This is a genomic window from Amedibacillus sp. YH-ame10 (assembly GCF_053848885.1).
The window spans coordinates 1-24,425 of the sequence record NZ_JBSPFA010000037.1 but is presented as its reverse complement, the minus strand read 5'-3'; the positions used below and the strand labels follow the sequence as shown (position 1 = coordinate 24,425).

The 24,425-nt window shown below is 34.8% G+C and carries 22 protein-coding genes; 1 reads left to right on the top strand and 21 read right to left on the bottom strand.

Translation table 11 applies throughout. The annotated features are described in order from the left end of the window. Positions 1–243: 243 nt before the first annotated feature. From ACWG42_RS13240 to ACWG42_RS13195, 10 genes are all read right to left on the bottom strand, one after another. Positions 244–663: a peptide deformylase gene (locus ACWG42_RS13240; RefSeq protein WP_455793034.1), complete on the bottom strand. Its 420-nt coding sequence runs from the start codon at positions 661–663 to the stop codon at positions 244–246. A gap of 93 nt (positions 664–756) precedes the next feature. After that, positions 757–1,404: a CBS and ACT domain-containing protein gene (locus tag ACWG42_RS13235; RefSeq protein ID WP_455793033.1), complete on the bottom strand. Its 648-nt coding sequence runs from the start codon at positions 1,402–1,404 to the stop codon at positions 757–759. A 4-nt stretch (positions 1,405–1,408) separates the two neighbouring features. Continuing rightward, positions 1,409–2,113, bottom strand: a complete 705-nt coding sequence (locus ACWG42_RS13230) for an ABC transporter ATP-binding protein (RefSeq protein ID WP_455793032.1) — start codon at positions 2,111–2,113, stop codon at positions 1,409–1,411. Position 2,114: 1 nt separating this feature from the next. Next, entirely contained in the window at positions 2,115–2,891 is a 777-nt protein-coding gene (locus tag ACWG42_RS13225) for an ABC transporter ATP-binding protein (protein ID WP_455793031.1), read from the bottom strand. A 2-nt stretch (positions 2,892–2,893) separates the two neighbouring features. Beyond that, positions 2,894–3,853 (bottom strand): branched-chain amino acid ABC transporter permease, encoded by a 960-nt coding sequence (locus ACWG42_RS13220; protein WP_455793030.1) that lies wholly within the window; start codon positions 3,851–3,853, stop codon positions 2,894–2,896. Positions 3,854–3,857: 4 nt separating this feature from the next. After that, entirely contained in the window at positions 3,858–4,736 is an 879-nt protein-coding gene (locus ACWG42_RS13215) for a branched-chain amino acid ABC transporter permease (protein WP_455793029.1), read from the bottom strand. A gap of 76 nt (positions 4,737–4,812) precedes the next feature. After that, on the bottom strand, positions 4,813–6,000 hold the full coding sequence (locus ACWG42_RS13210; RefSeq protein WP_455793028.1) for an ABC transporter substrate-binding protein: 1,188 nt from the start codon (positions 5,998–6,000) through the stop codon (positions 4,813–4,815). A 208-nt stretch (positions 6,001–6,208) separates the two neighbouring features. Then, positions 6,209–7,666, bottom strand: a complete 1,458-nt coding sequence (locus ACWG42_RS13205) for a glycoside hydrolase family 1 protein (protein WP_455793027.1) — start codon at positions 7,664–7,666, stop codon at positions 6,209–6,211. Positions 7,667–7,681: 15 nt separating this feature from the next. Further along, the gene (locus ACWG42_RS13200) at positions 7,682–8,383 is read right to left on the bottom strand and encodes a GntR family transcriptional regulator (protein WP_455793026.1); all 702 of its coding nucleotides are present in this window, start codon (positions 8,381–8,383) and stop codon (positions 7,682–7,684) included. A gap of 11 nt (positions 8,384–8,394) precedes the next feature. After that, positions 8,395–9,444 (bottom strand): Gfo/Idh/MocA family oxidoreductase, encoded by a 1,050-nt coding sequence (locus ACWG42_RS13195; protein WP_455793025.1) that lies wholly within the window; start codon positions 9,442–9,444, stop codon positions 8,395–8,397. 359 nt (positions 9,445–9,803) lie between these two features. Between ACWG42_RS13195 and glmS the strand changes: the two genes are divergently transcribed. Further along, positions 9,804–11,636: a glutamine--fructose-6-phosphate transaminase (isomerizing) gene (gene glmS / locus ACWG42_RS13190; RefSeq protein ID WP_455793024.1), complete on the top strand. Its 1,833-nt coding sequence runs from the start codon at positions 9,804–9,806 to the stop codon at positions 11,634–11,636. Positions 11,637–11,729: 93 nt separating this feature from the next. Here glmS and ACWG42_RS13185 read toward each other — a convergent pair whose 3' ends face one another. From ACWG42_RS13185 to ACWG42_RS13135, 11 genes are all read right to left on the bottom strand, one after another. Beyond that, on the bottom strand, positions 11,730–12,389 hold the full coding sequence (locus ACWG42_RS13185) for a site-2 protease family protein (RefSeq protein WP_455793022.1): 660 nt from the start codon (positions 12,387–12,389) through the stop codon (positions 11,730–11,732). Between the two features lie 61 nt (positions 12,390–12,450). After that, the gene (locus ACWG42_RS13180) at positions 12,451–14,403 is read right to left on the bottom strand and encodes an FtsX-like permease family protein (RefSeq protein ID WP_455793021.1); all 1,953 of its coding nucleotides are present in this window, start codon (positions 14,401–14,403) and stop codon (positions 12,451–12,453) included. Beyond that, the gene (locus ACWG42_RS13175; RefSeq protein ID WP_455793019.1) at positions 14,390–15,154 is read right to left on the bottom strand and encodes an ABC transporter ATP-binding protein; all 765 of its coding nucleotides are present in this window, start codon (positions 15,152–15,154) and stop codon (positions 14,390–14,392) included. Before ACWG42_RS13175 ends, ACWG42_RS13180 begins: the two co-directional genes overlap by 14 nt. A gap of 93 nt (positions 15,155–15,247) precedes the next feature. Then, positions 15,248–16,240 carry a sensor histidine kinase gene (locus ACWG42_RS13170; RefSeq protein WP_455793017.1) on the bottom strand — a complete coding sequence of 331 codons (993 nt, stop codon included), beginning with the start codon at positions 16,238–16,240 and terminating at the stop codon, positions 15,248–15,250. Further along, positions 16,237–16,899 (bottom strand): response regulator transcription factor, encoded by a 663-nt coding sequence (locus ACWG42_RS13165; RefSeq protein ID WP_455793015.1) that lies wholly within the window; start codon positions 16,897–16,899, stop codon positions 16,237–16,239. The genes ACWG42_RS13170 and ACWG42_RS13165 overlap by 4 nt, the downstream gene beginning before the upstream one ends. A gap of 86 nt (positions 16,900–16,985) precedes the next feature. Further along, a complete protein-coding gene (locus tag ACWG42_RS13160) occupies positions 16,986–18,215 on the bottom strand; it encodes a sensor histidine kinase (RefSeq protein ID WP_455793013.1) in 1,230 nt (409 codons plus the stop codon). Further along, positions 18,199–18,882 carry a response regulator transcription factor gene (locus ACWG42_RS13155; protein ID WP_455793011.1) on the bottom strand — a complete coding sequence of 228 codons (684 nt, stop codon included), beginning with the start codon at positions 18,880–18,882 and terminating at the stop codon, positions 18,199–18,201. Before ACWG42_RS13155 ends, ACWG42_RS13160 begins: the two co-directional genes overlap by 17 nt. A gap of 14 nt (positions 18,883–18,896) precedes the next feature. Continuing rightward, positions 18,897–19,658, bottom strand: a complete 762-nt coding sequence (locus tag ACWG42_RS13150) for an ABC transporter ATP-binding protein (protein ID WP_455793009.1) — start codon at positions 19,656–19,658, stop codon at positions 18,897–18,899. Between the two features lie 11 nt (positions 19,659–19,669). Further along, complete coding sequence (locus ACWG42_RS13145) at positions 19,670–22,003, bottom strand: FtsX-like permease family protein (protein WP_455793007.1); 2,334 nt, start codon at positions 22,001–22,003, stop codon at positions 19,670–19,672. Positions 22,004–22,096: 93 nt separating this feature from the next. After that, complete coding sequence (locus tag ACWG42_RS13140) at positions 22,097–22,678, bottom strand: VanZ family protein (protein WP_455793006.1); 582 nt, start codon at positions 22,676–22,678, stop codon at positions 22,097–22,099. Between the two features lie 345 nt (positions 22,679–23,023). After that, a complete protein-coding gene (locus tag ACWG42_RS13135) occupies positions 23,024–24,202 on the bottom strand; it encodes a hypothetical protein (RefSeq protein ID WP_455793004.1) in 1,179 nt (392 codons plus the stop codon). Positions 24,203–24,425 lie beyond the last annotated feature (223 nt).

Here is a 24,425-nt window from a genome sequence, read left to right as displayed (position 1 = left end):
ATTTTCTAGAGAATCAAAAGTAAAAACTTGTCGTGTCCTTCTTTGGCTCTTCTTAGAGCCTTTTCGTCATGTTTTTTTCGTTTTCTCTCATTTCCACTTAAATTATGCAAGTTCCTAATAGATTAAAAAGGGAATGAGCTGCAACTCATTCCCTTTTCTGTACCAAATAACCGGCACTCATTATCAGCACCTTTATTATAATCTCTCTTCACAGAAATCACAATACTATAAAAGATATAATCGCTAAATTAATATACCCTTACAGTGATCGATTTCATGTTGAATAATTTGAGCTGTAAACCCATCATAAGATTTAATTTTGACTTTCATATCACAATCAAAATAACGCACTTTTATCTTAGAATAACGAACCGTCTTACGCTCTCCACTCAAGGATAAACACCCTTCTTCCACTTCATATTTTTGACCACTTGTTTTCATAATAGAAGGATTCAACATGATTTGATAATCTTTCATAATATCATCCCAGAAAATAATGATGTTCTTATGTACCCCTATCATATTCGCTGCCATTCCAACACAATGATCTTTATGTGCCATAATAGTATCTAATAAATCTTGTATTACCTCTTTATCTGCACTTGTCGCATCCACAGATTTTGCTTGTAAAAACATAGGATCCTTCATAATTTCTCTTATCATACACATATCCTCTTTCTCATTCATACCTACTATGAGTTTATCATGCACATCTTTGAAGTTCAATAAGAAAAGATCAGTTCAATAGAACCGACCTTAATTTGGATTTTTTGTAATACTTAATACTTTATAACCATGTTCATTTAACTCTTTTTCAAGTTGATCTGTTTGGAAAGTATCAATACGGATGATAATATCAGCAAATCCATTATGTTGTGAGTAAACACCTAAATGTGTGATATTACAGTTATTGCGTACGAATATTTCTGATAATTTACCAATGGTACCTAACTCATCTTTTACTTCCACACAAACACGACTTCCGCTTTCACGATATCCTAAAATATCTAAGAAAGAAGATAATACATCATTGCTGGTTAAGATTCCAACAACTTCGTTGTTATCATTGATGACTGGCAAACAACCAATGTCATGTTTGAACATAAGCAATGCCGCATCTTCTAAGAAACGATCTTCGTGAATCGTGATAACGTCTCTAATCATGATAGCATCTACACTCGTTTTAGAAAGTAGATAATTCAATTCATAGATGCTCAAACTAGTTGCTTTTGATGCCCCATTCTTTGAAATCATACTTTCTGTCACAAGACCAACCAGTTTTTTACCACTAACAACTGGTAAACGGTGCAGTTCGCGCTCGTTCATAATGTCTACGACATCACTGATTTTACTATTTATATCAATACATACAGGATTTTTTGTCATTCTGTTCTTTACGTACATGTTTTTATCCTCCCAAATAAGCCTTCTGAATATCAGGGCTTTCAATCAATTCTGCACCAGTACCACTCATCACAATTTTACCAGTTTCCATAACATATCCACGATCTGCGATGGATAAAGCCATTTTGGCATTTTGTTCTACAAGAAGTACAGTAGTGCCTTTCTCATTGATATCTTTGATAATATTGAAAATTTCTTTGACCAAAATTGGTGCTAATCCCATACTAGGTTCATCTAATAATAGTATTTTAGGTCGAGCCATCAACGCTCTTCCCATCGCAAGCATTTGTTGTTCCCCACCTGAAAGTGTGGATGCATCTTGTGAACTACGTTGTTCGAGAATTGGGAATCGTTGATAGATATCTTTTAAGTCTGCCTTAATGCCATCTTTATCTTTTCTTAAATAGGCACCCATAATAAGATTTTCATACACACTCATGCCAGAGAAAATATGTCTTCCTTCAGGTACATGTGTAATTCCTTCTTTTACGATGTTTTTTGCGCTTGTTTTATTTAATGAATGTCCTAGGAAGATGATATCTCCACTGGTTTTCTTTAGTAGTCCACTTATAGAATGAAGAAGAGTGGTCTTTCCAGCTCCATTGGCACCAATCAAGGAAACAACTTCACCTTCATGTACTTCCATAGAAACATCTTTTAAGGCATGAATAACTCCATAATGGACATTTAGTTCTTTTACTTCTAACATCTTAAATATCCTCCCCTAAGTATGCTTTTATGACACGCTTATCATTCTTAATAACTTCTGGAATTCCATTGGCGATACATTTACCATAATCTAACACATAGATACGTTCACAAATCTTCATAACCAATGACATATCATGCTCAATTAATACAACTGTCAAATTAAATTCATCTTTAATTTGATGAATAAGATTTGTTAAATCTGCTGTTTCCTGTGGATTCATACCTGCCGCTGGTTCATCCAAAAATAGAATTTTTGGTTCTGTTGCTAAGGCTCTAGCGATCTCCAAACGTCGTTGTTCTCCATAAGGAAGATTCTTAGCAAGTTCTTGATGTTTATCCAATAAATTTACAATTTTTAATAATTCTTTTGCTCGTTCTTCAATGATACGTTCTTCTTTATAGAAGTTTGGAGTACGTAAAATAGCTTGTATCGTACCATATTTGATATTTTTATGCATCGCTATTTTCACATTATCCAATACTGTTAAATCTTTGAATAGACGAATGTTTTGAAAGGTTCTAGCCAAACCCATGCGTGTAACTACATATGGTTTTAATCCACCAATTTCTTTCATCGTACCATCGATATTCAATTGAATACTACCTTCACTTGGTTCATAAACACCAGTTAACAAGTTAAATAACGTTGTTTTCCCTGCACCATTTGGTCCAATTAAACCAATCAATTCTTTTTCATTGATTTCCATATTCACATTGCTAACTGCACATAAACCACCGAAATTTTTGGTAAGTCCATTTACTTTTAATATTGTCATCGCTATTTCGCCTCCTTCTTTTTCTGAAATTTCTCAAGAAGGGCTGAGAACGTAAATTCTTTTGTCCCAAAAATTCCCTTAGGACGAAATACCATAATCAACACCAATGCTGCTCCATAAATAATCATACGAATATCTGAGAATTGTTGTAGGAACATATTGATAAATCCAATCATAATTGCCGCTACTACAGAACCTGTATAACTTCCCATACCACCAAATACAACAAGAATTAAAATATCTACTGATCTTGCCCATGTAAATAAGTCTGGTTTTACAACATAGAAGTTACATGCATATAAAGCTCCCGCAAGGGCTGCTAATACCGCACCGATTACAAACGCAATCGTTTTATATTTTGTTGTGTTGATACCCATTGCTTCAGAAGCAATTTCATCTTCTCGAATAGAAATACATGCACGTCCTGGTGCACTTCTAGAAAAGTTTAGAACCACAAGCATAGCTACGATGATACAAATCACCAACAATGGCCAAGTTGTTAGTTTTGGAATTCCAAACAACCCCGCAGCTCCATTGGTAACTTCCATATTCAATACAACAATACGAACGATTTCTGAAAATCCAAGTGTTGCGATTGCCAAGTAATCACCCTTTAATCGAAGTGTAGGAATTGCGACAATCAACGCAACGATAGCACTGATGACTCCTCCAATCAAAACACCGATTAAAAATCCCGCAATGGTTGGATTTGCTTTGGTCACAATCGCTGCCGCATAAGCACCAATACACATAAATCCTGCATGACCTAAAGAAAATTGCCCAGTAACTCCAATGATTAAGTTTAGTGATACCGCTAGAATAATATTGATCCCAATGGTATATAACGTACTTTGATAATACAATCCAATCGCTCCAGATTGCATCGCAAGTGTAAGTGCAGTAAGGATAACAGTCGTTGAAATAATCCAGCACAAATTTAATTTACTAAATATATTTTTCATATGACTATACCTTCTCTTTCACATTCTTACCTAATAAACCTGCTGGTTTAATGATAAGAATTAAGATGAGGATTGCATACACAACTGCATCTTTATATAAAGAACTTCCATAGGCCGTAACAAGTGCTTCTACAATACCAATAAAGAATCCACCAAACATTGCCCCAGGTATGATTCCAATACCACCAAATACCGCCGCGACAAACGCTTTGATACCTGGTACCATTCCCATCAAAGGATTGATAGTATTATAATACATCCCGACCAATACACCGCCAGCTCCAGCTAGTGCTGATCCAATCGCAAATGTATAAGATATTGTTGCGTCTACATTGATTCCCATCAATTTTGCCGCATTCGCATCAACAGATACTGCACGCATAGAACGTCCTACTTTTGTTTTCTTTACAATGAAGGTCAACACCAACATAAGCGCGATCGCGATCACAAAAATATAAATCTGTTGTGCTTGTAATTGTAAACCAAAGAAATTAAATGTTTCATTTCCGATGGTTGAAGGATAAGTTTTTACTCCAGGACCCATGATTTTTTGTGTAGAATACTCAATAAAGTAACTAACACCAATGGCCGTAATTAAAGCCGCAATACGAGTCGCATTACGAAGCGGTTTATACGCAATACGCTCAATTAACACGCCCAATACTGCACATAGGATCATGGAAAGAGCCAATGCCACAAAGATATTCAAATGAAATTGTGATATGGCAATAAAGCCAATATATGCCCCAAGCATATAAATATCTCCATGTGCGAAGTTGATAAGTTTGATGATACCGTATACCATCGTATAACCAAGCGCTATCAAAGCGTAAATACTACCGATTGATAGACCATTGATCATTTGTTGTAAAAATTGTGTCATAACATCACTCCCTATACTTTAAAATAGGAGAAAGTGTCTTTCCCCTATTTGATGGTTCATAAATTGTTCTCTAAAATTATTTGTTTGGATCTACTTCAATAGCTTCTTTCTGAACACCATTTTCAACCTTAACTACTAATGCAGCTTTTTTAGGTGTATGTGTTTCATCGAATGTAAAGCTTCCTGTAACTCCACTGAAATCAAGTTTCGCCATTTCTTTTTGAGCTTTTTCGTTATCTGCAGAACCAGCCTTTTCAAATGCTTGAATCATTACATTTGTCGCATCATATGCTAAAGCTGAGAACATACTAGGTTCTTCGTTATATTCTTTTTTGTAATCTTCAATGAATTTTGTCAATGCTTCACTTGCACCTACTGTTGTATATGCAGTTGTAAAGTATACATCGTTCAAGTTTTCAGCACCTGCAAGTTTTACAAGGTCTGTTGAATCAAATCCATCTCCACCAACGATTGGTGTGTTAATACCTAATTCTTTTGCTTGTTTGATGATCAAACCAACTTCGTTATAGTAACCAGGAATATAAATTAAATCAAAATCCATATCCTTGATTTTTGTTAACTGTACTTTAAAGTCTGTATCTTTTTCAACATAGTTTAATTCAGTAACGATTGTTCCACCTTTTTCCTTGAATTTCTTCTGGAATGCAGCAGACAATCCTTTTGCATAATCAGAACTAGAGTCTGATAATACCGCTACTTTTTTCTTTCCTAATGTATCCGCAGAATATGCAGCCATTGCAGCTCCTTGATAAGAATCTTCGAAACATACACGGAAAATATAATCGTATACTGTTTTGTCTTTTACATTTGATAATGTTACGTTTTCCGCAGTTGCACTTGGTGAAACGATTAAGACTTTGCTATCGTTTGCAATCTGATAAGTTGCTGCTGAGTTTCCAGAAGTTGCTGGACCAACAATACCATTTACACCATCTGATGTAATTAGTTTTGTCGCAACATTTGTTGACTCATCAGATTGAGATTTGTTATCTCCTTCTACATATGAATATTTTAATTTGTTGTCTTTGTTTTCGTTTGCTTGTTTAATCGCAAGCTTAGCCCCTTTGAATTCAGGTGTACCATAGTTTGCAGTTCCTCCTGATAATTCAAAGTTTAAACCGATTTTAACTTCGCTACCTCCAGTTGATCCTCCTGAACCTGAGTCTCCACCACAGCCGGCAAGTGTTGTAAGTGCCATACATGATACTGCAGCCATTGCTACAATTTTCTTAAAGTTTCCCATGTCTCTCTCTCCTTTTCAATCTTCTATCCTTCAAATTGATATACTTATTATATGAAAAACTCTCCTTTTTTACAAGTCCTTTCTTAGTTATTTTCACAAATTTTCATGAATTTTTCCATTTTATTACATAATCACATTGTTTATCACTTGTGAACACCTTTTATTTTTCGATTATAAACAAGAAACAAAAAGAAAAGCACTCACGTGCTTACTCTTCTAAATCCTCTCCATTACTCTTAATTACCTTTTGATACCAATAGAAAGAATCTTTTTTATATCGTTGTAACGTTCCTGTATGTTCCTCTTCTTCACGGTCCACATAAATGAAGCCATAGCGTTTTTGATACCCATTCAACCAACTTAACAAGTCCGTACATGACCATGTACAATATGCTAAGATTTCACAACCTTCTTGAATTGCTTTCTTTAATTCTTTTATATGTTCTCTCAAATAAACAATACGATAAGGATCATGTATCGTTTTATCTTCTTCTAATTTATCGAATGCCCCTAACCCATTTTCTGAAATAACAATTGGAAGCCCATAACGAGAAGTAATCATTCTACAGCACATACGAATTCCCATTGGATCGATTGTCCAATCCCAATCTGTTGTTGGCAAATATTCATTTACTGGGTTCTTATATAAGCCAGGAACACCTGGTATTTCACTCGTACCTTTTTTGCCTGTAGTATTGAAACTTCCACTGGACGCAATTCCATCAATTGGATTATATTCTGCCACAATTGTTTGATAATAGTTTACACCCATAAAGTCTAATAATTTTGCGGCTTCTCTCATAAACTGCATTTCTGTATTGGTAACTTCTGGCGCAACATTCAACTCGCTCAAATACGCCCATGCTGCTTTTGGATAATGTCCTAGTGCATACGCATCCATCCACCAATAATTTTGTAAATCATCATAATCTTCTTTAGCTAATGCATTTTCAGGACGGCAGTCTTTCGCATAACATGGAGAATACGCAAAACTAGCTCCTACCATTGCGCTTGGATACATCTCCTTTAACGCAACGACTGTTTTTGCGTGTGCTACAAATGCATGATGATTGACCTGATAGAAGGTCTTCATATCGTCCACTTTTCCAGGAGGATGCACACCCTTTAACCAACCTAATCCTGTAAAGATATTTTGTTCATTCATGGTAATCCAGTATTTTACGCGGTCACCATAACGACGTATGATCGTCTTTGCATAGTTCACAAAATCACCAATAATACGATCATTCTCCCAACCACCATAATTATCTTCTAATGCCTGTGGCATGTCCCAATGATACATCGTTACCATCGGTTCAATGTTATATCGCAAACATTCATTAATTACATCATCATAAAACCGTAATCCTTCTTCATTCACTTTGCCATTGCCATCTGGATAAATTCTTGTCCATGCAATGGAGAAACGATATGTTTTCAAACCCATTTCTGCCATCAATTGAATATCTTCTTTATAACGATGGTAGAAATCTACTGCGATATCTCCGGTTGTTGCTTTGAATGTTTTACCAGGAATGCGTACGAATTGGTCCCAATTGGATACACCCTTTCCTCCACTGCGATAGCCTCCTTCAATCTGATAAGCTGCTGAGGCACTTCCCCATAAAAAATCCTTTGGAAATCCTTTCCCATTTTTGATATACATGACGCCACTCCCTTTCTAGTATAGTTCTTGAATAATGGTAGTTTCAAACTCAAAATACTTCGGTATGCTTCTAGCAATAGAATACTCAAATATCTCTGAACTATCCAAATATGCAGTCTGGATCACTTCTGCCACAAAATCGTTATCATCCATATGAAAGTACTGTTTTTCTATTTCGTTAGGACGCACTGCATGTACTGCGACATGAGCACTTTGAATAGTTAAGTGTAATTCTTTGGTAATGTAATAATAAATAGATTCTTGTACATGTTTCGCCTGTAAACCTTTGATGACATTAATCGGCATCCAAGTATATTCTAAAATACGTGGTTCATCTTCAATGAGTCGTACACGCTCTATGTTATAGATAAAATCCCCTGGTTCAATATTTAACTGTTCCGCAAGTTCTTCACTACACTTCTCAATCTCGAATTTCAATACAATGGATTTCATATCACGCACAATCTCACGTTTTGCAGTATGAATATTTTTCAAGGAAGAAATATCTGCCTTATTTCCTTCACTACGCTTTACCAAGGTACCTAATCCACGTTTTCGAACAATATAACCTTCGCTTACCAATTTATCCAATGCTTTTTTTACCGTTAACACACTACAATTATATACACTTGCGAGTTCTTCTCCTGTAGGCAACATGGTGTTAATCGCATATTCCTGTTCTACAATCTTCTCTTTGATAGCACTGTAGACTTCCATATATTTTGGGATCATAGGATTGTATTCCCTTCTGCATATCGTTCCTCACAAAGTGCACTTCCTTTTTCGAGTATTTCCATAACAGCTAGTGTTTGTTCTTCTTTTACAACACGTTCTTTTCCAAATACGATTGCATCATACAAGGCATCGTACACTCTGCCATAATCTCCACGCACACTTGCTATTTTTTCTTCGTGTAGTTGTTCATGTTCATCTGCATATGTGAGTACCCCATATTCATGGAAGGAATCGATACCAAAGTCTTCATGATCAGGCAAATAGAATTTCTTCAAATCCGTTTCTTGCAAGTCCTTTGTTTCTTTCACAAACATCCCCTTTTTTCCATATGCTACAAAACTTGGTCTACTCTTCACTCTAAAAAAGCTAGATTTCACAGAAATCTTCAAACTTTCTCCATAAAACAAATCCAAATCAAAATAATCGTTCATCTTTCCTTTTCCACATAAACACTTCACTTGATAATCTACATTATCTGGTATCCCAAAATAAGAAATCACTTGATCCAGGGTATGACAAGCGTGTCCATATAGAAAGCCTTCATATCGTGAATAGGTAGAATTGTAAACTGCCTGTGGACGGTAATAATCGAAATGCATCTCCATCTCATAAAGCTCTCCTAGCTTACCCGATTCTATAACACTTTGTGTTGTTAGAAAATCACTATCATAGCGTCTATTTTGATAACACTCCGCAATCTTTCCTTTTTCTTTCGCAAGCGCAAAAATCTCTTGTGCTTGCGCAAGAGTCATCATAAATGGTTTTTCAACGAGGACATGTTTATCATGTTGAAGTACGAGTTTTGCATAGTCGTAATGTGAATTTTGCATCGTACAAACAACGATTAAATCAATCTCCTTATCTTCTAAAAGCTCGTTCAAATCACTTGTGTAATGGACACCTTCTATGGTATCCCATGCTCGATGATCTGGATTTCGTTCATAAATTGTTTTTACATGTAAACGTTGTTTTCTCTGCAATACAAATGGTAAATGATACCGGTTTGTACTTTTCCCATTTCCAATATATCCTATGGTCAACATAACGCACACCTCACTTTATATACTTTATTATAAAACATTCATATATGAATTTCAACAAAAATATATTTTTATATATTTAAACATATATACTTTTAATCGTTAGAAATTCGTAATTATTTTTTTCTTGCATTATTGATAAAGCGTAGTATACTAAAAACAGTTATTGCGAGCCAAGGAGTGAAATTAGGACGTAATGATGAGCGCCAGGACCGATGGGTCGACGAGGTTAACAGTTATCGAAAGTTTCGGCGGGTACTGTTACGGTTCATGTGAATCGATAGAGAATAGACAAAGGCCACCAATCATAGGCTACAAAAACTATCTCACCACATATACTTTTAGTATGCAAACATAAACTAATGGAGGAAATAATTATGTGTGGAATCATTGGCTATGCGGGATTATGCAAAATCTCGAATAGTGTTTTAATCGAGGGCTTACAGTCCTTAGAGTATCGTGGATACGACTCAGCCGGAGTAGCACTTGTTCATAATGAACAGGTAGAAATCATCAAAGAAAAAGGAAACGTACGTTTCTTAAAGGAAAAATTAGCGAAGTCTAATATACCGAGTGGAATGTTAGGTATTGCGCACACCCGTTGGGCAACACATGGAGAACCAAGTGAAATCAATTCTCACCCACATCAAAGTGGAAGTGTAACTCTAGTACACAATGGTATCATTGAAAATTACCACGAACTAAGAACCATATTAGAAGAAGCTGGTTATACCTTCCAATCTCAGACTGATAGTGAGATTGCGGCAGCTTATATTGATTATTGTTACCAAAGTACAAAGGATAAACAAAAAGCACTTGCCAAGGCATATCATGCCTTCCGTGGTTCCTTTGCCTTTGCGATCATCTTCCACGATGAGGTAGATGCCATTTACGCAATGCGTAAAAACTCCCCACTAATTTTGGGAGTTGATGCGGACAAAGCCTTTTTAGGTAGTGATATATCTGCGTTCTTAAAATATACCAATCGTTATATCTTATTAGAACACGAAGAAATCGCAAAATGTTCAAGTGCAGGTATTATTATCAAATCTTTGGAAGGTGACTTTATTCAAAAAGAAATCTTAGAAAGTGATCTTGATATCAAAGATATTCAAAAAGATGGATTTGAACACTTTATGTTAAAAGAGATTCACGAAGAAAGTGAAGTCGTTAAGAAAACCATCCATTCTTTAATGCAAGAAGATATCAGTGAATTATTAGATAGTATGCCAGATATGTCAAACTATGAAAGCCTTCATATTGTAGCTTGTGGTAGTGCAATGTATGCAGGTATGATTGCGAAAAGTCTTATTGAAACAAAGGCAAGAATTCAAGTGGATTGTGTTTGTGCGAGTGAGTATCGCTATGCAAACCCTATCTTTAAAGAACATACTCTTGTAATCGTAATATCACAATCAGGAGAAACAGCAGATACCATTGCGGCATTACAACTCGCAAAACAAAATCAAGTGGATACTCTCGCGATTGTAAATGTTGTAGGTTCTACCATTGCACGACTTGCGGATCATGTTATTTATACAATGGCTGGTCCAGAAATCTGTGTCGCTACTACCAAAGCTTATTGTACACAAGTCGCCGTATTATCTTTGATTGCTTGTAACTTAGCATATACCCAAGGCTTCATCAAAGATGAAGAGGCAAAAAGAATTTCAAAAGAAATTCAAGAATTACCTGCGATTATGGATGATTTAATTCATAACGAACAATATGCAATCCTTGCCAAGAAAATCGCAGATCACAACAATGTATTCTTCATCGGAAGAGGATTGGATTATTCCCTATCCATGGAAGGATCTTTAAAGCTAAAAGAGATTTCCTATATTCACTCAGAAGCATATCCTGCTGGAGAGTTAAAACATGGTACCATTTCTCTTATCGAAGAAGGTACTCCAGTCATCGCTCTTGCAACAGATGAAGACTTATATGAGAAAACCATCAGTAATATCAAAGAAGTAAAAGCTCGTGGTGCTTATGTATTGTTGTTGATCAGTGATGATTTACATGTCGCAAATGATTATTATGACGCTATGATTACGGTACCAAAGGTAGACAAACTACTACAAGGAATCTTAACCGTCATTCCTTTACAGTTATTAGCTTATCACATAGCGAATTTAAGAGGCTGTGAAATTGATCAACCTAGAAATCTAGCAAAATCTGTTACAGTAGAATAATGGTATTTACACCTGAAATCTCTCTTCATCCTATTACACACAAACAGGTGTTAAATATATAGAAAAAGACGAACAAGATTCGTCTTTTTTATGTTATCTCAGTCCCAACAATGGGAACACGATATTATTGAATAATTCAAAGATGGTTTCTCTTGCCTGCATCAATGGAACATTTAATGTACCACTTGCCAACAAAAAGATAATTGCGATCATAAAGTAATTCTCATATTGCATAAGTTTGAAGTATGTTTCTTCTTTTAAGATTCCAGTTAATATTTTAGAACCATCAAGTGGTGGAATAGGAATAAGATTAAAGATTCCTAACCCTATATTAATACGTGCTGTAATAATCAACAACTGGAAGATATAATCACCAATCACTGACGTAACTGTCCATACAGGTGCAAACCTCAACAACAAGGAATATAAAATAACACATATAAACGCTACAATAAAGTTCATGAATGGTCCTGCCAATGAAGTCCACATCATACCCTCTTTCTTATTGCGATAAAAGTATGGGTCTACTTGTACTGGTTTTGCCCATCCAAATCCAAAGAATATCAAAGAAATGGTACCAATTGGATCTAAATGCTTCAATGGATTTAAAGACATTCTTCCACGTTCCTTTTGCGATACATCCCCTAACTTATAGGAAACAAATGCATGTGCAAATTCATGTAAAGATAACGCAATAATAACCGCAGGAAGAATATAAATTAAATTAGGTAATAACGTATTTAAATTAAACATGAGTATACCTCCGATAATATTCTATAGTATAGCACAATCTAAACTATTTACAAAAGGTATTCTACTGTTTTTTAATTCCAGTTGATGAAATACAAATACTTTGTTTACTGTTGAAATACGCTAAGAAATAATAGCACAAATAGATACCTAAATAGAACATGATAGAGAAGCATGCATATGGTACCATGGAGCCATACGAATAACTCATTAAGAATAAGGTATCCAAGACTTTAATAATTGGGAAAAGATAAAGTACTGGAAGAATAAATGGCATAAAGAAATACAATGCAATTTGTTTTCTCAACAAGCTATAAATCTCTCGTTTACAAACTCCCATCTTCCATAACATATGATAAGAACTTCGCTGTTTCCATACATCTGACATCTGTTGAACGGAAAGTACTGTCGCACTTACACAAGCAAATATGATTGCTAAATAAATCAAACAGAACATAATCGTAGAACTAGAGCCAATAGATTGTGTAACCCATTCATATCTAGTCACAAGTTGTACATATCCTTTATTATCCTTTGAAAAAGGTTCTAATATATCTTCTCCCCATTTTTGTGTGGATTCTTCTTCTGTTTTTACCACAAACTGCCCTTTATCTAAGGTATCCACACCCTTTAGCACAACATCTGGAACCACAAATATAAAGGCATCATATAGGGTTAATCCTAGATTTTGATTTACAACACCCGCGCATTGTAGATCAAGAAACGTATATCCCTTACTATTTACTCGCAAGATATCTTCAAACTGTCCTGGCGTTAATATAAGGTATTCCCCCTCCTTCATAGGATGTACCTTTTCATTTAACATCTTTGCCAATGTGACATAGTCCGTATACGATATATAGTGATAATCTTGTGCATTTTTGTAACGTTCTTCCCATGCAATTCCCTTTACGATATCCTTATGCATAATATCTAGTTCATACGTATGATACGTATATGCTTGATATGCTATATCGTGTTCTTCCAAATATTCTAGAATCGAAGTTGGATTTATTTCATCTTCCCCACTATAGGTAGAAGCACTTATATCAAAAGGTCTTAAGTTTAAAGAATCATCAATGGATGCATTGAACTTCATCCCCATACTCACAAGTAAAAAGGTTGAAAGTGTCAATACAGATAACAAAGCTAGTACCATTCTACTGGTTCTTAATCGTGTACAAATTTGCGCACTCAAATACAAAGCATTTCCTTTGTATTTGATATTTTTCTTACGTTGAATGCATTGTGTAATAACATAGGACAAACCAAAATATATAAGAAAGATTGAGAAACAAATAGAACCCACACCACCGAATAAACTTACTCCTGCATCGATTTCATTTTGAAACCCCAATTGCAAACATCGAAGTCCAACAAAATACGCCATGATTCCAAAGATAAAACACAAAACAGATAGCTTCCCGCTTTTTTTAGCTGTTTCATTTATACGATTACTATAAAGTAGCGTCGTAATATTTCTTTTCTTTAAAAAATTACGATCTCGTATCAATTCTACTAGATAAATCATAAAGAAATAAAAGAATGTTAATAGTGCACTTTGCCAATTGAAATCAATTTGAAAAGAATAAATGGAATGGAATAAATTCATAAGTATCGCAATCAGCACTTGATATACAACAACACCAAGTACACACCCCACCACAAAGGCAATCAACCCCATACAAACTTGTTCTAACAAAAACATATTCGTGATTTGTTTGCGTGTCATTCCCATCAACATATACATACCAAATTCATGACTTCGTTTCTGTAAGATAAAGTTAGAGATATAGTAGACAAGCCATCCCATAACGAGTACAATAATCACACTAGAAACAACGATTCCTCCGGCCATCGCATCCATCGTTTTTGCCAATTGACTTACCTGATTAGAAAATGCAAGCCCATTGAATGCATACATCAAGGTAACACAAATGGTAAGTGTCATGAAGTACAACATGTATTCTTTGGTACTTCTCTTTAAATTACGAACAATCAATTTAGCGTACATCATGAACATCTCCACCAAGCAGCGTCATGACATCTAAAATACTTTGAAAGAAATCTTTTCTTGTTTGATTGCCACGATAAATCTCATTGTATATCTTTCCATCCTTTAAAAATAGAATTCGTTTAGCATAAGAAGCTGCGAACACATCATGCGTTACCATAAGAATGGTTGCGTGTTCTTCTTGATTCATTTTTAAAAATCGTTCCATCAAAAGATAGGAAGAATGTGAATCCAAAGCACCCGTTGGTTCATCTGCCATTACGATACTTGGATGATGAATGATTGCCCTTGCACATGCACAACGTTGGCGTTGTCCTCCACTCACTTCATATGGATAACGATCAAGCAGGTCTTCAATCCCTAATATCTTCGCATATTGTACAACTTTTTCATCAATCACCTTTGGGTTCTCTTTACATAGTACCAATGGCATTGCGATATTTTCATGTAAGCTCAAAGTATCCAATAAATTAAAATCTTGAAAGATAAACCCTAATTCTTTCTTACGAAAATCTGCCATTTGATTTTCATTCATCTTTGATAGTTCCATATCACCTATGGTGATAGACCCAGCACTTACCATATCCATTGTGGAAATCACATTCAACAATGTACTTTTTCCACTTCCACTCGCTCCCATAATCACAGTAAATTCATGTTCATCCATAGTAAAACTTATATCATCTAACGCCTTTGTTAAATTTCCTGAATTACCATAATACTTTTCCACATGGGATACATTTAAAATTGTCATATACATTCTCCTTACTATACCCTCATTATAGAAAGTTTTACGCTCACTTTGTATGTTGTTTCTTTTCTTTGGAGTTACAGTATTGTAAGAACTTTATGAAAAACAAAGAATCACTTCTGTATACTCTCCTTCAACAGATTGTATTTCAATCCCTATGGATAGTGCATCGCATAGACGCTTGCATAAGTACAAGCCAATTCCAGTGGAATGCTTATTGCTTACTCTTCCATTTTCTCCTGTAAAGCCTTTTTCAAACACCCTTGGTAAATCCTGAGCCTGTATTCCTTTTCCATTATCAATCACTCGCAAATACGTATGTTCATTTACTTTTTGAATTTCGATACGAATAAAGGCATCTTCACTCTTACGATATTTCACCGCATTCTCAATCAATTGATTCAAAATGAAAATAACCCATTTCTCATCTGTATATACGCAATACTCCCCTGAAGGCATTTCAATACGCACTTGTGAACACATACATAAATACTTATTTTTCAATAAACTCTCTTGAATACCCTTCATCAAATCAAAAGCATGAATATGGAAATCTTTTTCTACATTTTCGCTTCTTGCATAATACAACGCCTGTTCGACATAGTGTTCTGTTCTCTCTATTTGTTGCATCAGGTCACGTTTTCTCTCTACCTGTTGATTTTCGCTCCATAATTTCATTGCCGCAATCGGCGTCTTTACTTCATGTACCCATTGTTCAATAAATTCTTGATACTCTTTTCTTTCTCTTCGTATAGAAGACACATGTTCTAACATAGACTTATTGCCCACATACAATAGATGCTTATAAAATTGTTCTTCATGATTCATATCTTGTGGCAAAACTTCATGTAACAAATATTTTTGATCCAACGTTTCTTCTAAATATCGTATCAACATGTGTTGTTTATGCTTCTTTCGAAATTGCATATTTAAATACGTTATAAAAAAGATTCCCCACATACCATCCAATACAATAATCATAGATAAATTATTACCTAGGAAATATAATATCAATGATTGTACAATCAATACTAGAAACATAGTAATTAAAAAACTAGCTTGATCTTCTAAATATTCACTTAATTTCATATCACATACCCTTGACGATGCTTCGTTATAATAAATTCATCATATCCGAGTTCTCGAAATTTATTGCGAATACGTGTCACATTAACACTCAATGCGTTATCATCGATAAATAGTTTATTATCCCATAAGTAATCAATCAAATCTTCTCTAGAGACAATCTCTCCTTTATGTTGGAAAAGGTAATACATAATCTTTATTTCGTTCTTTGTAAGTTCTTCAAATTTGCCATTTGCTTCCAGACGGCTCAATGCCAAATTTAAAGTGACATCACGATGAACCAACTGTTTCTCATTCCCTTTGTAAGATCGTTTTATAATCGCTTCAATATGAGCTAGTAAGACACTAGAATTATAAGGTTTCGTAATGAAATCATCTCCCCCCATACGCATACTACACAACTCATCCATATCCGAATTACGACTTGTCACAAAGATAATCGGTATATCGGAAAATGTTCGAATTTGCGTACATAATACAAACCCATCCTGTTTAGGGAGGTTAATATCCAATAAAATCACATGAGGTTCTTCTTTTAAAATGAACTTTGTAATATCCTCTTGTAAATCCCAAATACAACATGTATATCCTTGATGTGTCAAAAATACACTTAGTTCTTTTGCGATGGGTTCATCATCTTCTACAATCATAATTTTATACATAATTTTACCTCAGTTTCTATAAGTATTATAACGTACGATAGTTTGAAAAAAAAGCGCTCTTCACGCTTCTTTCAATTTTGTAATAACTATATCTTTTCTAGCACCAAATGAAAACTAACACTTCCCTCTTCTTGGCTCATGAAAATATCTCCACCCATTTTAACCATCAACTGTTTACATATGTACAATCCCAACCCATTTCCTTTTTGTTTTCCTACATTATTCCCACGATAGAAACTTTGAAAAAGAGCACTTTGGTCTTGTTCCTGTATTCCAACACCTGAATTCGTAATCTTTACAATGATATGATGGTCTTCTTCATAAAACGACACATGAATCCATTTCCCATCGCCATACTTCAACGCATTATCCATAATGTTATCCATGACTTCTTTTAATCGATTGATATCCGCATAGATGAAACAATCCTCATGAAACCCTTGTTGTTCATATTCCACAAAAGAAAGTGTAATGCGCTCTTCTTCTCGCTTTAAAATCGGTAAAATCTCATGCAAATAAATTTCTTGTTTATGAATACTAAAATCAAAAAGATCTTCATTGCTTGTATTGATAATATCTTTTACATAAGCATCAATCTTATCACAGTTTTCATCCACTCTTTCCATAATTGTATCCACAGGATATAGAGCATCCTTTCGTGCTGCATTATATAAACGTATATTAGATAAAGGAGTTTTAATATCATGAGACAAAGAGGAAATCATCACTTTCTTTTCCCTCATCAAATCCAATTCTTTTTGTTCATGGTAACGCAATTCATCTCGCATCATATCGATTGCCCAAACAAACTTACCAAAAAACTTATATTTCTGTTGTGGGAGTGGATAATCAAAATCTCTTCTACTTATTGCCTCTGCCATATCTTTCATTTTATAAAATGGTTGTATTACTTGTTTCGCAACAAAACGATGCATCCACATAAAGATTACGATCGCTAAGAAAAAGAACAGATTGATTCCCCATACGATATAAGACGGTATACGATCGATGGAATACGTAAAGAAATAAAATTCATTTCCTTTCCCTGGAAGTACAATGATACGTTTATTTAAAGATTCCATATACTTCTCTAAATTCAAACGATCCTCATGAACGATTTTTAACTCTAATCGATCTCCAAGTTGCTTTGAAACATCTTCTCCATTTTGTAGTTTCTTATACACCCTATTAATTTCAACAATTTTCTCATTAGGTATATTTTCTTCTCTGCTTTGAAACAAAAAAATATTCACAACAATAACCAAAAGAATTAAAAAACCTAACGCCCCATAGTAACTTTTATTCCAAGCCTTCATAACGATATCCCACTCCCCATATGGTCTTTAACCTTTGAGGATGCTTCGCATCTTCTTCGATCTTTTCACGAAGAGTATTGATATGCACGGTAAGTGTAGATAGTTCACTTTCCGAATAACTTCCCCACACTTCCTGAAATAAATATTGTTTATTTAACGTTGTCTTTTTTTGTTTCATCAACAACACCAACAATTCATATTCCTTCACAGATAAAGCTATTTCTTTTCCATCAAGTTGTACCCTACGCTTCTTAACATCCACACAAAGATTTTTATCTTGTAAAAGAGATACTTCTTCTTTCATCTCATAACTTCTACGTAGTAAGGTTTTAATCTTCGCAATCAACAATGGAATTGGAAAAGGTTTTTCTATATAATCATCCGCACCTAAATCATACCCTAGTAACTTATCACTCGTTTGTATTCTCGCACTCATGATAATAATCGGAATATTTTTACACTTTCGAACTTCCTCACATATATGAAACCCATCCATATCTGGCAACATAATATCGACCAAAAGAAGTCGCACTTCCTCTTTCGATAACACCTCAAGTGCACGACTTCCACATTCTACACATTGGATGCGATATCCTTCATGAAGAAGAAATCGTTCCAATACATCTTTTAATTCTTTATTATCTTCCACCATTAGGATATCTATCATATGTGCATTCCTTTCTACCAGCCTTTTTCCATCAACCAATTATATACAGTTTTTTCTCTTTCTTTTGTATCACTATCTTTATTCATAACCCCTATATTTAATTCACTTTCAATCTTTCCATCATTGATATAACAAATACGTTGTGCGTAAGAAGCAACTTTTACATCATGTGTTACCATAAGAATGGTAGTCCCTTGTTCATGTACCTTCAAAAACATATCCATCACATCTCTAGCATTCGAACTATTTAATGCTCCTGTTGGTTCATCCGCAAACAATACTTTTGGTTGATTGATCATCGCCCTTGCAATACATGCACGTTGTAGTTCTCCACCACTCACTTCTTGTATGTTGTGTTTGGCAATATCCGCAATCATGAACTTTTGAAACAATTCATTCGCAAATGCATTAATTTCCCCATGTTTTCTTTTATTCGCCATATACCCAGGCATAATAACATTGTCATATACATTGAGATTATTTAAGAAATGCATCTGTTGAAATACAAATCCCATTTCATGTAAACGTAACTCTGCCATTTCTTTATCATTATACTTACTGATGTCTTTATGGTCAAATAAAACAGAGCCACCACTTATATGATCCATACCACTCACTGTATATAGAAGGGTTGATTTACCACTTCCACTTGGCCCCATGATTGCAATGAACTCCCCTTTCTGAATACTAAGGTCAACATTTCTTAATACATGGTTTTGATTCTTATTTATAACGTATGATTTACATAGTTGTTTTACTTCGATTAACGTTTCCATTTTAACTCCTCCTATTCATCATTGAGTTCTTTTACATTCCATTTTTGTAGTGTTTGATTGACCATCCATTGGGCAACACAAGCCACACAAAGATATATACAAGGATACAGAATATACGCATTTATGGGATTCGCAACTAAGTTCACTTTTCCCATACCCATCGCTTTAAAAAACGCTTCTAACAAAGTACTTGTGAACAATGTATGAACAAGCAATCCTACAAGAAGTCCAAGTCCAACTTGAAGTAAACAACGTAGGGTTTGCCAACGACGTATAAAACGACGATGATACCCAATGCTTTGTAGTAGTGCGATTGATTTTTTAGATCGCAACATCTGCATTTTAGAAAATAGAATAATCAACGCAAATACAATCCCTGAAATAACAACCGTCATCAAATCTGATAATGATGAAATCTGCTTTGGCATATCTCCACTAAACGATGTCATCAAATCAGTAGATGTAATCAAACTAACACCGTCATATTCTTTTAATACCTTTTCTTTTATTTTATCTCGTTGTGATTGATCTCCAGAGAAATTAATAACCATATAGCCATTGTATGCAAATGAATACTTTGTTTTATCACTAACAATCACATTACTACCTAGATTCATCATACTGGTATAAATGCCTGTAATTAAATAAGATACTTTCTTTCCTTCACAGGATATGGTAATAGAATCACCGACAGTCTTATTAAATTGTTTCGCAATTGTTGAAGATACAGCGACTTCATTTTCTAATATTGGCCTTTTCCCGGAATCCAACTGAATGTCGCGATTGGCACGTTTCATCATAAAGACAGCAGTACTTATATCTCCTTCATTCAACGTAGCACTCGTCATGGTTTCTAAACGAACACTTACATGCTCATCATAAGCTTTTAAATCCTTTACAACTTTTTGGTGTTCTTTTTCAAGTTGTGATATCGCCACACCATCATATTGTCTCGTAAATAAATCTGCGCTACTTACCTTTAGGATATCCAAAAATGCATTTCCTTGAAATGAATCTTTCAAAGTAAGTGGCAATAATATTAACAACAGACAAAACGCATAAATAGAAATCATCATAACTGTATTTTTCATATGCGCAAACAATTCGTTCACCGCAAGATATACACACATTGGCAAATGACGAACTTTTCTTAGTTCCATTGAAGAAACTGCTTTATAGCTTTCTCCTTCATTCCCCTTACGTATCGCATCCATCGTGCTTTGTTTCTTCAAGCGATTTAAAACCAACGCAGTGATACCATATACCATACACAATATCACCACAACAATCACTGCCGATAATAAGACACCAACACCATCTGACAACACTGGCACAACACCTGCTTGTGCTTCTTTTAAGATGGAGCTTGCTGGAATGGAAACAAAGAATCCCAAAACACTTCCGAAAATACCTAACCCTAAATACTTCGCCATATATAAAGAGCGTATTTGAGAATGCCTTAACCCAATTGCCTTCATTACTCCGATTTCTGCGTAGTTATTCTCCATTTGAAATAAAATTGTATATCGTATAATCAAAAAGGACATACATAACAAAATAACACCACTCATCATAAGAATCGCACAAGTACCAATACTCAGTCCTAAAAAGGATAAATACGATGTATCTTTGCTAATTGAGATATACGTAGGCAATCCTGCTTTCTGCATTTTTGCCTCAAGATTTTCATGTCCTTTAGCGGACTTTATAGATAACACCATCGTATGTTCTTTTTCACTAGAGGAGGCATATTGTATTTCATAATCCTTTGGATGTAATAGAATACGTTTCTGACCAACCATCTCTGAACCATAAATAGAATCTCTTACAAAACATTGAATCTTATACGTAAACTTCTCCCCATTTCTTGTGATGGTAAAGTTCTCTCCAATTTGTAAATCAAGTTGTTCTTTCATAGTTAAAGGGATGCCTACATATCCCTCTTTGATTGTTGGAATTTCATTGTCTTCATCAAATAAGAAATTATAGTACTTTGGCGATGTTGTCGCAAAGACCCCTGAACTTTTTAATTCATCATGTCCTTCAAATTTTATATAAGCTAATGGTAAACTCACATCTTCCTCAATTTGATAATTTTGAATACCTTCTTCTTTAAGAAAGTCTTCTACATTTTTCTTATCTTGTTGCGTAACGTTCATCATAGAATAGTTTAAATCCGCAACATTTCCCATATCATTCATGAAATATGAAATCTGATTCGTAGATGAATAGATTAAATTCACACTTGCACAGGAAAGAGTTGCAGAAATCATGATAAACAACAACATGACAAAGTTAGAGAGCTTTCCTCGCATCAAATCATTTTTTAATAAGCGTAAAATCATGGTTTCACCCCTTTCACACATCAAGTATAACGTACCAATTATAAAGAAATCCTAAAGTATTTACTAGTACGAAAAGAAAAAGCGCTCTCGCGCTTATCTACTTTCTAATGTTACTTTTGACTCTTTTTTATCATCATACATTTTGTTAACACCATAACGGATTCCACAGAACACCCATGATACAACGGTTAATAAACTCGCTGCACTAAAGGCACCTGCAGTATCTATAAAGACATCTAGTTTTGCCATGACACGTCCTGCAGTAAAGCTTTGATGATACTCATCCGCTATTGCAAATAAGAAACAAAGGAAAACCGCTAATAAAAAACGCAATGTTTTATTGACTCCTAATATCGCAAAGGAGATATACACCATACTACCCAACGCAAAATAAATAGAAAAGTGCGCTAACTTACGAATATTCAAATTCCAATCACTTCCATAAGGTGATTTTAAAATAACATAGTACTTGATCTTATCTACCAAACGAAGTCCTTTTTCATTTAGTTTTGTATTCACTTCTTCTTTGATGGTTTCTGTTACGGTCTCACTTCTAACACTCGATTGTTGACCATCTTCGGATGATAAACTATAGATTGACAACATAACCATACCACTTAATCCTAAAAATAATAACAATACTGGTATACGTATCTTCCAGTTTCTCTTTTTCATTACGCCACCGCCAATCTTTCTCCTTATTTTAAAAGAAATCCTTTCGATATACAAGCTATCTTAAGAAAATGAAAGTATTTGATAAAAACATGTCCAAAAGGACATGTTAACTGATGAATTTTTAAATACTGGCAATACTGTTTACTAGTATTATAAGATTGGTAGCGTTTTATTTTGGTTTTGAGATGATGTACCTTTTTGATCATCAATTCTTATAATGTTCATCCATGTATTTTCTACTTTTCAGGGCATCATTCATGAGAGTATCCTGCTTTCTTGGGTGCATATTTTATCAGGCTGTACAGAAAAGATTTTCAACATGGCAAAGGTTAATTCGCTATAAAATCAAGGCTTCACAAATGTCATTGTATAATTTATTTGGTCGATTACAATATCAACTCCCAGTATTTCTTCCAGTTCGGATACGGTAAAGGTATCATCCGTATTCTTTCCAAAAGATTTCTCCGTGCGATAAGGATATTGCTTTACCTCCTTACCGTTTTTGGTTGTTTCTAAATCAAAGTAAACAATAGTACTGCTCTTATTTTCTATTATATGTGGGATAAGTCGTGCTGTCCATGTATTCCCACCAATGGTCCATGTTCCATTTCCACCCTCCCATTTTTGTTTTTTAGGTTTGTCGCGACTTGCGTTTTCTGTTACTATTTCGCTTGAATAGGTACCACCCAATAGATTGACGAGATAGGAGAAAGTTCCCTTTCCCGGATAAAGGCTGGTCACCACAGACTCCTTGCAGGGGTCAAGGTTTCCTATGGTATATTCATTCACCTCTTCATTGAATCGTACAGCTAATAGCTTTTTATCAATTTGATCCTCACCTGCAAATATTTTATAGATGCGTGATACTGGATATTTCTCCATAATTTCGGGCGGAAGTGTTTCATCGATAGAACCACGTTTCACGCTGTCCGCATAGCGCCTTTGCAAGGAATCTAATATTTCAGCTTCTGTAAAACTTTCTTTGTTGCATCTGAAAGAAAACGAAGTTACAAACGATCCAGCTGTGCCGTCATCATGATTGACAGTGATTTTGGGCAAATAAAAGGGATACTGTTCCCTGTGAATGGGCATGGGTTCAACTGATTGAATAGCGTTGAAAATAGCTTGTGCTGCTTGTTCCAACGAATCATAGTTTGGAACATAAATGGTGTATTCTAGACAGAAATCCAAAAATTTCGTTCGAAAATCTTTTTTGAGATGCGCCTCAAGTGTATCTTGATAAGGTGCAAGCAAAACCTCTGCATAATTACATTCTGAATAAAAAGCTGGACCGTACGACCCCTTATAAAACCCTGACTTGTGTGTAAACGAAACGCCGTTTTCGTCCTCAAACGTATACACAGCTGTTTTCAACCCATTATCGTCGCGAGATGTTTGAGTGGAAACAAAAGTAAAAGGAATTGTAAGTGCCGCACTGAGCTCTTCTTCAGCGGAGCTTTTGCTTTGCGGAATGCATGCAACCAAAAAAAGACTTGCAAAAATGATTAAAATTATTTTTTTCATGTCGCCCTCTTTTCAGCCTTTCTTGAACATAAACACCATATCCTTAATTGATAAAATTATACCAAAAATCTGTTCGACAAGCAAATTCAAAGGATTCTCGGATAGTGTAAAATGGATGTGGAATTGAAAAAAGTGATATAACCCTATAAAATTTAATCGCGAAACCAAATTTTCAGAAAGGGATTATATCACATGAATATATTATCACATTTCCAAGAATACA